This window comes from Serratia sp. 14-2641, assembly GCF_001692375.1.
Taxonomy (GTDB): domain Bacteria; phylum Pseudomonadota; class Gammaproteobacteria; order Enterobacterales; family Enterobacteriaceae; genus Chania; species Chania fonticola_C.
Genome location: NZ_LXKR01000001.1, coordinates 433,747 through 447,308 on the forward strand (window position 1 = coordinate 433,747; position 13,562 = coordinate 447,308).

Sequence of the window (13,562 nt, forward strand, 5' to 3'; positions counted from 1 at the left end):
CCTGATAATCGACGATCAGTGAAGCTTTTTACCATCAACAATGATGTGGTGCGGGCTACGTGCCTTCGGATGGATGAAGAAATGCCCTTCCTGAGCGCTATCCGTGTTGATTGGCACCAGCGTGATATTTTTCGCTCCAGCCGCTTTATTATGCAGTGCGTAAATAATGAAGGGGATTACCAGTACCACCAGGAAGCAAACGACCAGTAAACCGGCATAGACGTCGTTAGCTTCTCTACCCGGTAGCCCCGAAGGAGGGAAGAAGGAGACGACAAAGGCTACCAGAGAGGTCAGCAGCCCGACGACAGCAACCGCAATTTTAACCCCATTGCCTCCCGGTATATTAAAGGTGCGTTTGTTGTTCGGCTGTTTGCGGATCAACTGGATATAAGCCAGGAATAGCAGGAAATAGCTGCAAAGATAAATCACTACCGTCAGCGCCAGCGCAATCAGGAACGACATGTTATTGCCACCCCCGGTATTGGTCAGCACAATCAGTGCCACCGAGGTGATGAGTAACTGGGAAATGACCAGCACCACCGGTACGCCGTTTTTGTTCATTTTGGCAAAACGGGCAGGCAGGATCCCTTGTTGTGCCGTCACTAACATCCCACGGGAAGGCCCGACTATCCATGCCGCGATCTCAGCTAGCACGCCCAGGAGCAACAGCGCAGCGATACCGCGGATAGCCCATTCGAAACCCGTCCCCAAATGGTTGATCAGCACCGTGAAGGTTTGCATCACGCCCGCAGAGAGGTTGATTTGCTCATGGGGTATCACGGCGGCAATGGAGAGCCCGCCGACTGAACTGAGGCAAATCGCCGCAAACATCAACAGCAGCATGGCGAGCGGATAATCGCGGCCCGGGTTTTTCATCTCATTGACGTGGGTAGCGGATGCTTCCACCCCCATATAGCTTAGGATGAAGGCCACAAACACCACTAACGTGCTCATGCTGGTGACGTTCGGGAAGAAGGTTTCGGCATTCATTTCAATCGCAATAGGAGCACCAGAACGCAGATAAGTGACGGCCAGGATCACCAGAATTGCGGCTGGCAGCAGGATACCGGCAAAAAAGCCAATCTTGGCGATGCGAGCGGTATTCTTGGTGCCACCAAACTGAGTCAAGGCCAGACCCCATAAAATAATCAGTGCGGCGACGGTCTTAACTATCGGATCGTTATTGAGTTCGGGCCAGTTAAGAATATAGGACAGCGCACCTAGCACGAAGTAGAGCATCGGAATAAAGCCTATCGCGATTTGCAAATAGCCAAACGAAATAGCGGCAAAACCCCATTTCTCACCCAGGGTTTTAGAAACCCAGGTAAACACGCCGCCCTCCTGCCAACCCTCAACCGTTGCCATTTCAGCGGCACACAATCCTACTGGAATGAACCACAGCAAGCCGCCAAGGATCAGGAAGAAGGTCAGTGAAAAACCAGAGGTTGCAAACGTTGGGTATTCGTAAACCGCCATCACCATTGATGCCGTTATGGCAAAAAAGCCCAACAGCGTGAGTTGTTTTGGCGCAGCGATGATTTGAGTGGTAGCCATGGCAATTCTCCTGGGACAAGCGAAGATGCTTGCCAGTTGATTTCTTATGGTTAACAGGAGTGGCGGTGAGCATGCCACTCCATTAACAGGCCAACTGCGGATCAGCCGTGGTTAAAACCGGCCGCTTCATCTTCCGAAAGTGGATTAACGACCGGATGACTTTCGAAATGCTCAAGTGCTCGTTTCAGATCGTCAAGCAACAGGCTACCCAGGTCAAAACTCACTCCGTGGCGTACTAGAATACGCTGGATCACCAGATCTTCCCGATTGGCTGGCATGGAGTACGCAGGTACCTGCCAGCCGCGTGAGCGTAACTTATCGGCGAGGTCATACAGCGTGTAGCCACCGATATTGGCGCCTTCTTTCAGTTTCCAGGCCAGCGCCGGGATGCCTTTACCACTGTCCCCATCAAACAGAATTTCAAACGGACCGAGCTTACCGATCTCGTCGGCAAGATACTGGGCCGTGGCATAGCAAGCGTTATGGACTTTGGCGTAGCCTTCGCGACCAAGGCGTAAGAAGTTGTAGTACTGGGCGATGATCTGCCCACCAGGGCGTGAGAAGTTGAGCGCAAAGGTAGGCATATTGCCGCCAAGATAGTTGACGTTGAAAATAAGCTCTTCTGGCAAGTCTGCCGCTTCACGCCATACCACCCAGCCCGCCCCCAGAGGGGCCAGCCCAAACTTGTGGCCTGAGGTATTGATGGATTTTACGCGGGGCAGGCGGAAATCCCATTCCAGATCAGGGGCACAGAATGGGGCGAGAAAGCCACCGCTGGCACCGTCGACATGAATAGGAATATCCAGCCCGGTGTCTTGTTGCAGTTTATCGAGTGCGTCACTGACCGCTTTTACCGGCTCATACTGGCAGGTAAAGGTCACCCCGAGGGTGGGTACTACACCTATGGTATTTTCATCGACTCGTTTCAGTACCTCTTCCGGGCTCATGATCAGGCGATCGCCTTCCAGAGGGATTTCTCGCAATTCTACATCGAAATAGCGCGCGAATTTGTGCCAGCAAATTTGCACCGGCCCGCAGATCATATTGGGCTTATCGGTTGTCAGGCCCTGTGCGGCACGTTTTTTGCGCCATTGCCATTTCAACGCCAACCCACCCAGCATAGCGGCTTCTGACGAGCCAATGGTGGAGCAGCCCAGCGTAGTGTCCGGCGACGGCGATTTCCATAGGTCGGCCAGCATGCGCACGCAGCGGGCTTCAATTTCGGCCGTTTGTGGATACTCGTCTTTATCAATCATATTTTTGTCGATGGACAGATCCATCAGGTCGCGAATTTCTTCATCAACCCAAGTCTGACAGAATGTCGCCAGGTTTTGCCGTGAGTTACCGTCTAACATTAATTCATCGCGGATGGCACTAAATACGTGGCGAGGATTTCGCTCTGCGTCTGGAAACCCAGATTTCGGTAGTGAAATAGCTAAATCGATCGAAGAATAAACATCATCATTAACATTGCTGTTATTTTTCTGGTTGCTGTTACTCATAAAAACCCTCTTGATTTTTATATGTCAATATACTCGGCAGGACCATGTAAAACCGTCCCCTGTGCTCTACTAACGCCATCAAGTCTTGGCGTTAATTCTAGAACATTTTCTGGAAAAGATAGGAAATCATCTTAAATATAGTAATTTCCCAGTAAAATCAGTGGGAAGGAGGCTTTGCTTGTTGAGCGTTTTGCCAGTGTTTTTTAAGCAAGGGTGTGGTGATTCATAGATCTAGTCGCACTCGGATTTTTATGACAGTAATTTAATCATTGTTACGGCATGGTTATAATAACATTAAATCTGTTAATGAGACTTTTCCCTCTATTGATAAGCTAATTCCCATATTATCCACTGCAACCTGATGGTTTATTAATGAGGATATAAAATTATTGAAAAATAAAGCATTGTGAGGATTACGTTCTACAATTACTCTAAACAAAACCTGCAGTTACCCGCGAAGTCGGTTTGATTTGATCAGGAGTGATGAGTTATGCAGCAAAAGACCATGTTTCTGCCTGCCCACGAACATTCTGAGGCATGCCTATGCCACAGCCCGGCATTTTTACGTATTAATACGGTGCTAACCCGCCAGGCGGCGAAAGCGCCGCCGATAACGACGGCCACGGTCGCAGCAGCAATACCCGCAGGGCAATCCACACATTCCAATGCAGCCGCCAGCGCTACGCAGTTGAAAGCGTTTATCAACGTACGGATTTTTGATGGGGTTTCTGACCAACTGCGCGAGGGGATGCAGGTTATCGTTGAAGGCAACAAAATCAAATCGATTGAACCTGCTGATACGCCTCCGCCTGCGCAAGCAAAAGTGATAGACGGTAACGGTGGCGTGCTGATGCCTGGCCTGATTGATGCTCACTGGCATGCCATCATGGCTCGCCCTTCCATGATGACAGCGATGACGGCCGATTTTAACTATATCCAGGCGCTGGCGATTGCCGAAGCGCAAGCAACGCTGCTGCGTGGGTTCACTACGGTCCGCGATATGGGTGGGCCTGTGTTTGGCTTGAAGCGCGCAATTGATGAGCAGATTACGGTTGGCCCGCGCATTTACCCGTCCGGGGCGTTCATTTCCCAGACCGGCGGCCACGGTGATTTTCGCATGCTCAGCGAAGTCCCTCGCGCCCCCGCGGACTCTCTGAGCTATATCGAGAGGGTGGGGATAACCGCCATTGCCGATGGTGCCGATCAGGTGTTGTTACGCGCCAGGGAACAGCTGATGAGGGGAGCATCCCAGATCAAATTTATGGCCGGTGGCGGAGTAGCCTCGCTCTATGACGGCATCGACGTGACGGAAGGCTCCGTGCCCGAAATCCAGGCGGCGGTGACCGCTGCTGAAAATTGGGGTACCTACGTGACCGTTCACGCCTACACGGCCCGCGCTGTCACCATGGCAATCAAAGGCGGCGTGAAATGTATCGAACACGGCCAGTTGGTGGATGAACAGACCGTGGAGCTCATGGCGCAACAGAATCTGTGGTGGTGCCTGCAACCTTTCCTGGACGATGAAGATGCCGTACCTATGGCGAATCCGGCCTCACGCGCCAAGCAACTGGTGATGTCCGCTGGAACCGATAACGCCTACCAACTGGCGAAAAAGCACCACATTAAAACTGCCTGGGGTACCGACACACTCTTCGACGCCCGGCTTGCCACACGTCAAGGAGCGCAACTTGCCAAGCTGATCCGCTGGTATACGCCTCTCGAAATTCTTAAAATGGCTACCAGCGTTAATGCTGAACTTTGCGCGCTCTCCGGCCCACGTAACCCTTATCCCGAGAAGCTTGGGGTGATAGAAGCAGGCGCTCTGGCCGATATGATCATCGTCGACGGCGATCCGCTAACGGATATTCAACTGCTGGCCCAGCCTGAGGACGCGTTCCAGATGATCATGAAGAACGGGCAAATTTATAAAAATACGCTGGAAAACAGCGCGGTTTAGTACAGCGCCGCAATGCGGTTTTGGGAGATAAAATGGCAAGCGCACACTCTTTTCGTCAGCGCCGGTGGCCTTTGTTGTTTCGTTCAGGCCATACGCGCTATGGAGCGTTGGCCTTATTGCTGGTCAGCACCTTTAGCCTCATCGGGTGTCGTGACTTTGGTGCGCCAGCATTTTCCTTGCTCGGCTCTTATTTCCCTGCCTGGCTAGCCTGTGCAGCGATTGGCCTCGCGGTAGCGATAGGGGCTCGCGTTCTGCTGATTTTTGCGGGAATTGACGAAGTCCTGCCGTGGCGACTCTTCGTCTATACCTGCCTGGCGCTCGCCGTAGCATTTATGTCATTGCTTTTATTCTAAGTGCGCTAAAAATGAACAGGTTAAAACAACAGGGCAATAAACGTCGGATAGCGATCGTCATCGGGGTGGTTATCGTTATTGCTGCCGCTATTTCAGGGTGGCTGACGCTGCGTCAAAACTCGTTAAATCCCACGTCGCAAGATACGGTCATCGGTGCCAGCGTGGTGAACGTCAGCAGCTCCGTTCCTGGGCGTATCCAGTCAATTAACGTAACAGAAAACGGCAAGGTCCAACGGGGTGAGGTGATGTTCACTCTCGATCCGACGATTTACCGTTTGCGGGTCGAGCAGGCGCGGGCGGAACTGCAGATGGCGCAAGCTGCCTGGGATACGCAGCACCGCACGATGATCGCAGAACAATCTAACGCGGCGATCACCGATGAGCAGGTTAACCGGGCGCGGGCCAACCTTAAGCTGGCAACTCAAACGCTGGCACGCATTCAGCCGCTGCTGGGCAAGGGCTATGTCACCGCCCAGCAGGTTGATGATGCCCAGACCGCCAAACACGATGCGGAAATCAGCCTGAAACAGGCGCTGAAGCAAACCGTCGCTTCGCAGGCATTAATCAGCAGCGCTGCGGAGTCTGAGGCCTTGCTCAGTGCTCGCCGCGCCGCATTGGCCATTGCCGAACAAGAGCTGGAGAATACCCAGATACGAGCACCGCACAATGGCCTGGTGGTGGGGCTTAATGTTTCGTCGGGGGAATTTGTGATGCCGGACCAGGCGGTATTTACGCTGATTAATAGCGACCACTGGCACGCCTCTGCATACTTTCGCGAAACAGAGCTGGCGCACGTCAAACCGGGGGACTGCGCCACGGTCTATGTTATGGCCGATCGCCAGCGTGCGATTCAGGGCAGAGTGGAGGGCATTGGCTGGGGGATCAGCTCCGAGGAGCAGTTTAACATTCCACGAAATCTGCCTTATGTCCCGAAATCGCTGAACTGGGTGCGGGTCGAACAGCGTTTCCCGGTGCGGATCAACCTTAAAGATCCGCCGGCTGAGTTGATGCGAATTGGTGCCAGCGCGGTGGCAATCGTACGAGACGACCATGGTTGCTGACAGCCCTTGGGGCAGAATGCTGCGCCAGGTGAAGCGCGATTTGGCCTATTTCCCTGGCCGATTGGCGATGGCCTGGCGGGTCGGTGCGCTTTGTGCGCTGATGACGTTGGTTGCCATGCTGTACGGTATCCCCGAATCAGCGATTAGCTGCTATCTGATTTTGTTCGTGATGAAACCAGACGCCGCCGAAAGTATGGCGATGGCCATTGCGGTAACACTGCTCGTTTCCATAGTGGTGGGGCTGATCTTGCTGATCCTGCCTTATACCCTGGAATCTGCGCCTTTACGCATGGCGGTGCTGGCCCTTAGCTCGTTTGCCTTTCTCTGGCTAGGCTCGGCGAGCAAGCTCGGGCCGGTGGGCAGCATTATTGCGCTGGTGATCGCTTTTATCATGTCGCTGCTTGGCGATGCGCCGAATGGAGAGTTGGCGGTACGCGCGGTGCTGTATGCCTGGCTGATGGCCGCATCACCGATGCTGCTATTAGTGGCATTTAATCTTTTCATCGGGCGGCCACCCTGGAAACTGTTACGCGCAAGTCTGGCAGAGCGCTTAGAGGTTGCCGGTGCGGCATTACGCCACCCGGATGCCCCCAGCCTGCGTAAAGTGGAGGAGCTGCTGCGGGAAGGGCAGAGCGAACATCAACAGCGGGCTATGCTCGTGCGCATTTTCCATCTGCGGCCTGCCGCAGAGGCCGCCTGGCTAACCGCCGCCGTTAACAGCAGCTATCGGTTACTGTTGGCAATTTCAGCCCTCAATAAAACCGTACCGGCGTTAACTCGCCCTGAACTGGCAGACTGGTGCAGTTCTGCCGCCGAGGCCATTACCACAGGCCAGGTGGTTGAACCCCCTGCGTTTAATCAGAGTGGGAAAAATGACGAAGTCACCCACGCGCTGGTGCAACTTGCAACGCCAGATAACGCGGTAGACACCAGTGCGCCAAAAGCCTCGTTTTTAGCCGCAGACGCCTTTACCAATCCCGTCCATCAGCAATTTGCCTTAAAGACCACGGCGGCCAGCGTGATCTGTTATCTCGTCTATACCGCACTGGACTGGCAAGATATTCATACCGCCATGATCACCTGTTATGTCGCTGCGCTCGGCACGGCGGGGGAGACGGTACACAAGCTGACGCTGCGCATCGTTGGCTGCCTGATAGGCGCATTGATGGGCGTGCTTTCGCTGATTTTTATTGTTCCGTCGCTGAGTGATATCGGCCAGTTAATGGCGCTGGTGTTCGGCGCGTTGCTGCTCAGTGCCTGGGTATCGAGCGGCAATGAGCGGATTGCCTATGCGGGAATACAAATCGGACTGGCATTTTTACTGACCGTATTACATGGCTTTGGGCCGAGCACGGATTTGGGCGTCGCGCTCGACAGGGTGCTGGGGATCCTGCTGGGGAATCTGGTGGTGTATTTGATATTCACTTACGTGTGGCCCGTCGCCATTGCTGATTTTGTCCGCACTCGCATCCGCAGCCTGGTCACGGGGTTAAGCAATCTGGCCGCATTGGCACCAACAGAACGCCCGGCAGCGATAAGACAGGCGGCAGAGGTTGAAGAAGAACTGACTACGGCACGGGAGGCGCTAAGGCTGGTTCCTTTTGAGCCAAGATCGCTACGCCCGTCTCCCGAAGAATACCGGCGTCTGCAAGCTATCCTTGGCGAAATGGAAAACCTCTGTCCGGCGCTGTTTTTGCCCTTTGATAAGTCCTCCTCCGATGTGGAACGGCTCAGCCGACTTTCCTCGAGCGGTGGAGTGACTAATCCCTCAGTACCAACAGGCAGCAATAACGGTTTGCCACCCGCCGTTGAACTTGAGATCCAACAAAGCATCAGGCGACTTGAGGAACTTCTCGGATGAAGCCGCGCACTCAGACTTTCAAAATACGAACTTTCAGCACGGCAGTGGGGCTGTGTCTGTTAGCAGGCTGTGCCACGGACCAATTGGCATTGGCCCCGGCTAGCCCTTCCTCTCCCTGGACACCTGACGGCATCAGCAGTCATGAATTTGCTGTTCCGGCCAACCCGGCGGTAGCGGAACTCCCTGCACCGCCAGCGATCAACCAGGAACAGGTTTACCAGTTACCCGAGCTTATCGACATCGCCCAGATGCAAAACCCAGATACCCGCATCGCCTGGCAGCAGGCGCGGCAGGCTGCGCTGGGCGTAGGTATGGCTGAAGCGACATTTTTGCCGATGATTTCAGCCAGCGTTATCGGCGGCTATCAAAGAACGCGCACGCCGTTGCCTTATGACATTGACGGCCAACACGATCTGGATACCACCGGCAGCGCGGTTGTACCGGCACTGGCATTGCAGTGGTTAATCTTCGATTTTGGTCAGCGTAGCGCTTTGCAACAGGCGGCCAAGCACACCTCCTATGCCGCCAACGTCGCCTTTAACGGCATGCATCAAAAGATTATTTACGATGTTACGCGCAGCTATTACCAATACGGTGCAGCCCAGTCACGCCGCAAAATAGCGCAGGAGACGCTGCGCAATAGCCAGAAAATCCTCGATGCCGCCTTGGCGCGTAACAAAAATGGCGTCGCGACAACGGTGGAAGTCGCGCAGGCACGCCAGCAGGTCGCGCAGTCGGAACTGAATCGCGTTGTGGCGCAGGGAACGGAACGTGACGCATGGCAGGCCTTACTGGCAGCCATGGGTATCTCAGCCTCATCGCAAATCAAAATAGGCTATGCCGAGGATAAACCCTTGCCGCAAACGGCCAGTGCGCCAACTCAACAGATGATTAAACTGGCGCTCTCCCAGCGGCCAGACGTATTGGCAACTTATGCAGCTGCTCAGGCTGCAACTGCAGGCATCAAGGCGGCAGAGGCGGACTTTCTGCCTAAGGTCTATCTTGCCAGCGCGGTCGCGGGTGGCGATGGGCGCTTCGATATGCAGGGATTGCCGCCGATTGGTCAGCAAACGTCCTCCTCTAGCATTCTCTTGGGCGTTACCGTACCGCTTTACGATGGTGGAATACGAGCTGCCCGTGTGAAAGAGGCCGAATCACGTGCCGCCGTGGCAAACGAGACTTTCCAAAAGACGCAGGAGGCTGCTGTTCGAGAGATTATCGTGGCTGCCGATACGTTGCAATCCGCGCTAGAAGCCAACCAGGCAGCCTTGAACCTGGTAAAAACCGCGTTTATTACCTACGACGCCGCGCTGGAGTCTTATCGCAACGGCGTGGGGACCATCACCGTGGCCAACGAGGCTGCCAATGGTCTGCTCTATGCGCAACAGATGAGTACCGATGCCCACGCTGCGGCACTGATCGCGGCGGCTAATTTAGCCTTTGTGATGGGCAAAATGACCCACGTGGACCCAGAGTAATTCAGGGGGGGTAAACCGACAGCTATCGACATAAGGAAGAAAATCATGACATCTCCATTCTCGGCACTGATCATCGGTGCGTCACGCGGCATAGGTTTAGGCATTGTCAGGCAGCTATCCATGCAGGGCTGGCAGGTAGTTGCAACCTGTCGCGGCGCGGTGCCTGCCGATAGCCCGGCGGATACGCAATGGCTGAAGCTAGATATCAATCATCAGGATGAAAGGATTGCCCTGAAAGAGCGGCTGTCGCCGCAACAATTCGATCTTATCTTTATCAACGCCGGTGTTTACGGGCCAGCCCATCAGGACGTTACCCAGGCGAATGACGATGAGATTGTTCAACTGTTTATGACCAATACCTTTTCCCCGGTTCGCTGTGCGGCAGCGTTAATACCGCTGGTGAAACCGCACACCGGCGTGATGGCGTTGATGACATCGGAGTTGGGCAGTTTAAATGAGAACGACGCGGCGACCTACCCGCTGTACGCCGCCAGCAAGGCGGCTCTGAATATGTTAACGCGCGGGTTGCGTGATACCGCCGCACGGCGGGAGTTGACTTTGCTGTCGGTGCATCCTGGCTGGGTACAAACGGATATGGGCGGAACGAATGCCACGCTGACTGTCGAACAAAGCTGCTCTGGCATTGTGAGCCAGGTGCTGGCCTGGCGAGGCAAAGGAGGGCATCACTTTATTGACTATGCAGGCAACGTGCTACGTTGGTAAAACGCGGTTTTGTAGGGGCGCTGCTGCGCCCATTTAACTCCTGTTCCAATCTTCCCCTCCTCGGCCTGTACAGGGATTAAGGGAGGGGAATAACGTTATCCTTACTTACTTCAACTCAGGCCAGTAGTCCTTGTTCGCCTCAATCAAGTCATCAAGTATCGCTTTGGCAACTGATGCGCTAGGTACGGTTTTCGACAGCGTAATGGCTTGCCACAGTTTCTGATAAGAACGCTGTTCCCAGGCATCGACTACCAGTTTTTCTACCGCCACCTGCTGGCTCATCAGCCCTTTCTGGAATTGCGGGATATTGCCAACCACCAGCGGTTGCGGGCCACTTTTGCCAACCAGGCAGGGGATCTCGACCATGGCTTCCGGATCGAAGTTATTAATAGCGCCGTTGTTTGGCACAATCAACAGCATGCGCTCCTGGGTGTTGAAGGCGATGGCGGTTGCCAGATCGACGATGTAGGAGGCATGCTCATCGATTTCCAACTCACCTGCCGAGGATTTACCCGCCTGGATAATGGCATTGCAGGAGCCGAATACGTGCTTCTCGCGGTGATCCATGACTTCGTTAGCGCGGGTACGCTCTGGGTTGGAATGCTCTACTACGTAGTCCGGGAACAGATAGTATTTCAGGTAGGTATTTGGGAAGGTTTCTGGATCCAATGCCCAGACATCTTTCGCTTTGGCAAAGGTGTCATTCCAGCTAGCCTCCGTACCATGTTCATCTGAGGGGGGAACGTAGCCAAATTTAGCCACGTATTCGCGGATTTTAGGCATCAAGTCGTTGCCCTGAAGATCCTCAATAGACGTCCACCAGCCGAAGTGATTAAGCCCGTAGTAACGCACGCGCATCTCTTTGCGGTCTTTCAGGCCAGCAATTTGCGCCATGCGGCTTTCAATGCCGATTGGCATATCGCAGATGTTGAGGATTTTCGCCGTTGGGCGCAGACGACGGGTTGCTTCTGCCACAATCGCCGCCGGGTTGGAATAGTTCAGCATCCAGGCGTTTGGCGAGTATTGCTCCATGTAGTCGGCAATTTCCAGCACGCCGCCGATGGAGCGCATACCGTAAGCAATTCCCCCTGGCCCGCAGGTTTCCTGGCCGAGCACGCCGTGGCGCAGAGGGATTTTTTCGTCTTTTTCACGCATCGGGTATTTGCCTACGCGGATGTGTGCCATCACGAAATCCACATCGGTAAATGCCACTTTGGGGTCCGTGGTGTAGCTAAATTCGATGTCTGGCGCCTGCTCTTTCAGGATAATTTTGCACGCTTCGGCAATGGTTTCCTGGCGCGCACCATCGTTATCATAGAATTTCAAGGCGCGCAGCGGGAAACGGTGCTGGTTTGCCAGTAACATCAGTACGATACCAGGAGTGAAGGTGCTGCCACCGCCAGCTACAACTACAGAGAATTTATTCATGATACTGCCTCCGTCATGGATTTAAGTTCGCTCGAAGAAGCGTCTTTCATCAGGTTTTCGATCTGGTCGCGGACCTGCGGGACGTTCAGCCCCACAATTACCTGTATACCGTTGCCGCGTCGCACCACACCGTGGGCACCCAGCGCTTTAAAAATGTCGTCGCTTTGCGTCAGCGACATATCCACCAGGGTAATGCGCAGGCGGGTCGCACAGTTGTTAACGCTCAGGATGTTGTTGGTTCCGCCAAGTGCTTCGAGAAAACCGGCAGCCTGGCCTTGTTTGGCTTCTTTCGCGGCCGCTGCCGTAGTTTGCTGGCGGGATGCTTGATAGTCCGCCTTGCTGTAGAGCTTGATTTCAGCCTCTTCGCGGCCCGGCGTTTTCAGATTGAAACGTAGAATCAAGGTGCGGAACACCAGGAAGTAGATACCGGTAAAGGCAAGTCCAATGCCAATCTGAATAAACATCATTGATGCGTGGTTGTGGAACATCGGGATCCAGTTTTGCGGCAGGAACTGGTCAAGTAGACCACCGCCCATGTTGCCCACCACGCCGCACATATACATGATCGTCGCCATGGTAGCGGCCAGAAATGCGTGGACGACAAACAGTACCGGCGAGATAAACAGGAAGGTAAATTCCAGTGGTTCGGTAATGCCGACCAGCATCGCCGTTAACGTGGCGGGGATCAGCAGGCCTGCCACCTTTACTCGATTTTCAGGTGAAGCGGTGGCGTAGAGAGCCAGCGCAATCCCCAGACAGCCAAACACCTTCGAGTTACCGTGCAGCGCAAAGCCCCCTTCTGGGAACAGCGTTTTCAGCGGCAGCGTGCTTTGACTGAACTCCTGCAAATGCTGCGCCCAGTAAACCTGAATTCCGCCTTCCACGACTGCCGGGCCAAAGACAAATGGACCATAGATGAAGTGATGTAACCCCGTTGGGATCAGGATGCGCTCAAGGAAGGTGTAAACCCACACGCCGAGCGATCCCGCGCTGCGCAGGAATTCCTGCAGTGATTCAATCCCCATCTGTACTTTTGGCCAGCCAAACAGGGTTAGCCACGCGCAAGGGATCATGACGAAGAAGGCAACAATGACCACGAATGAGCTGCCTTGGAAAATACCGAGGAAAACGGGAAGTTGTTTATCGAAATAGCGGTTATGGATAGCGGTGACCAATCCGGAAATCACAATCGCGCCGATAATACTGGTATCGAGCGTTTTGATGCCGGCAATCATCGTGAGCCCGGTTCCCGCCACCGGGTCAACGTTAAAATCAACGCCAAAGTACTGGCCCCAAGTCATTCCCATTGCGTTGATGAAGTAGTTCCAGGTCATGAAACTGACTAGTACGGCCAGGCAGGCGCGGCCCTGAGCCTGTTTTGCCAGGCCAATAGGTAAACCCACGGCGAAAATCAGTGGCATATTACGAAATACCGTCCAGCCGCCTTCTTCAATAATGTGGACGATTTGCGCAAATAAGTTATCGGGTGCAGTGAGCGCTTCGCCGACAAACATCGGGTTGCGCAGCATAATGGCGATACCGACCACAATCCCGGCAAACGGGAATAGCAGGACCGGGGTAAACATTGCGCCACCAAAACGTTGTATTTGACTGAGCATTTTAAATCCTCATGTAACAACCTGTA

The 13,562-nt window shown here is 54.0% G+C and carries 10 protein-coding genes; 6 read left to right on the forward strand and 4 right to left on the reverse strand.

Annotated elements, in window-relative coordinates; translation table 11 throughout:
* Positions 1 to 15: 15 nt before the first annotated feature.
* Together gadC and A6U95_RS02015 are read right to left on the reverse strand one after the other, a co-directional pair.
* A complete protein-coding gene (gene gadC, locus A6U95_RS02010) occupies positions 16 to 1,554 on the reverse strand; it encodes a glutamate:gamma-aminobutyrate antiporter (RefSeq protein WP_065683253.1) in 1,539 nt (512 codons plus the stop codon).
* A 101-nt stretch (positions 1,555 to 1,655) separates the two neighbouring features.
* The gene (locus A6U95_RS02015; protein WP_065683254.1) at positions 1,656 to 3,056 is read right to left on the reverse strand and encodes a glutamate decarboxylase; all 1,401 of its coding nucleotides are present in this window, start codon (positions 3,054 to 3,056) and stop codon (positions 1,656 to 1,658) included.
* 490 nt (positions 3,057 to 3,546) lie between these two features.
* Between A6U95_RS02015 and A6U95_RS02020 the strand changes: the two genes are divergently transcribed.
* The 6 genes from A6U95_RS02020 to A6U95_RS02045 are packed head-to-tail and all read left to right on the forward strand — an operon-like array spanning position 3,547 to position 10,489.
* The gene (locus A6U95_RS02020) at positions 3,547 to 5,013 is read left to right on the forward strand and encodes an amidohydrolase family protein (protein ID WP_065683255.1); all 1,467 of its coding nucleotides are present in this window, start codon (positions 3,547 to 3,549) and stop codon (positions 5,011 to 5,013) included.
* A gap of 32 nt (positions 5,014 to 5,045) precedes the next feature.
* Entirely contained in the window at positions 5,046 to 5,366 is a 321-nt protein-coding gene (locus A6U95_RS02025; RefSeq protein ID WP_083196289.1) for a YtcA family lipoprotein, read from the forward strand.
* Positions 5,367 to 5,377: 11 nt separating this feature from the next.
* Positions 5,378 to 6,427, forward strand: coding sequence for a multidrug transporter subunit MdtN (gene mdtN / locus A6U95_RS02030; protein WP_065683256.1), 1,050 nt, complete (start codon positions 5,378 to 5,380; stop codon positions 6,425 to 6,427).
* Positions 6,417 to 8,288: an FUSC family protein gene (locus A6U95_RS02035; RefSeq protein ID WP_237657334.1), complete on the forward strand. Its 1,872-nt coding sequence runs from the start codon at positions 6,417 to 6,419 to the stop codon at positions 8,286 to 8,288. The genes mdtN and A6U95_RS02035 overlap by 11 nt, the downstream gene beginning before the upstream one ends.
* Positions 8,285 to 9,766 (forward strand): TolC family protein, encoded by a 1,482-nt coding sequence (locus A6U95_RS02040; RefSeq protein ID WP_065683258.1) that lies wholly within the window; start codon positions 8,285 to 8,287, stop codon positions 9,764 to 9,766. Before A6U95_RS02035 ends, A6U95_RS02040 begins: the two co-directional genes overlap by 4 nt.
* A gap of 45 nt (positions 9,767 to 9,811) precedes the next feature.
* Complete coding sequence (locus A6U95_RS02045; RefSeq protein ID WP_065683259.1) at positions 9,812 to 10,489, forward strand: SDR family oxidoreductase; 678 nt, start codon at positions 9,812 to 9,814, stop codon at positions 10,487 to 10,489.
* A 105-nt stretch (positions 10,490 to 10,594) separates the two neighbouring features.
* Here A6U95_RS02045 and A6U95_RS02050 read toward each other — a convergent pair whose 3' ends face one another.
* Both A6U95_RS02050 and A6U95_RS02055 read right to left on the reverse strand, forming a co-directional pair.
* On the reverse strand, positions 10,595 to 11,917 hold the full coding sequence (locus A6U95_RS02050; RefSeq protein ID WP_024528097.1) for a 6-phospho-alpha-glucosidase: 1,323 nt from the start codon (positions 11,915 to 11,917) through the stop codon (positions 10,595 to 10,597).
* Positions 11,914 to 13,536 (reverse strand): alpha-glucoside-specific PTS transporter subunit IIBC, encoded by a 1,623-nt coding sequence (locus A6U95_RS02055; RefSeq protein ID WP_065683260.1) that lies wholly within the window; start codon positions 13,534 to 13,536, stop codon positions 11,914 to 11,916. The genes A6U95_RS02050 and A6U95_RS02055 overlap by 4 nt, the downstream gene beginning before the upstream one ends.
* Positions 13,537 to 13,562: the final 26 nt, after the last annotated feature.

What these genes read in the sequence shown, in the direction of transcription:
- gadC (WP_065683253.1), bottom strand. Translation starts at nt 1,554, where the DNA reads ATGGCTACCACTCAAATCATCGCTGCGCCAAAACAACTCACGCTGTTG.
- A6U95_RS02015 (WP_065683254.1), bottom strand. Translation starts at nt 3,056, where the DNA reads ATGAGTAACAGCAACCAGAAAAATAACAGCAATGTTAATGATGATGTT.
- A6U95_RS02020 (WP_065683255.1), top strand. Translation starts at nt 3,547, where the DNA reads ATGCAGCAAAAGACCATGTTTCTGCCTGCCCACGAACATTCTGAGGCA.
- A6U95_RS02025 (WP_083196289.1), top strand. Translation starts at nt 5,046, where the DNA reads ATGGCAAGCGCACACTCTTTTCGTCAGCGCCGGTGGCCTTTGTTGTTT.
- mdtN (WP_065683256.1), top strand. Translation starts at nt 5,378, where the DNA reads ATGAACAGGTTAAAACAACAGGGCAATAAACGTCGGATAGCGATCGTC.
- A6U95_RS02035 (WP_237657334.1), top strand. Translation starts at nt 6,417, where the DNA reads ATGGTTGCTGACAGCCCTTGGGGCAGAATGCTGCGCCAGGTGAAGCGC.
- A6U95_RS02040 (WP_065683258.1), top strand. Translation starts at nt 8,285, where the DNA reads ATGAAGCCGCGCACTCAGACTTTCAAAATACGAACTTTCAGCACGGCA.
- A6U95_RS02045 (WP_065683259.1), top strand. Translation starts at nt 9,812, where the DNA reads ATGACATCTCCATTCTCGGCACTGATCATCGGTGCGTCACGCGGCATA.
- A6U95_RS02050 (WP_024528097.1), bottom strand. Translation starts at nt 11,917, where the DNA reads ATGAATAAATTCTCTGTAGTTGTAGCTGGCGGTGGCAGCACCTTCACT.
- A6U95_RS02055 (WP_065683260.1), bottom strand. Translation starts at nt 13,536, where the DNA reads ATGCTCAGTCAAATACAACGTTTTGGTGGCGCAATGTTTACCCCGGTC.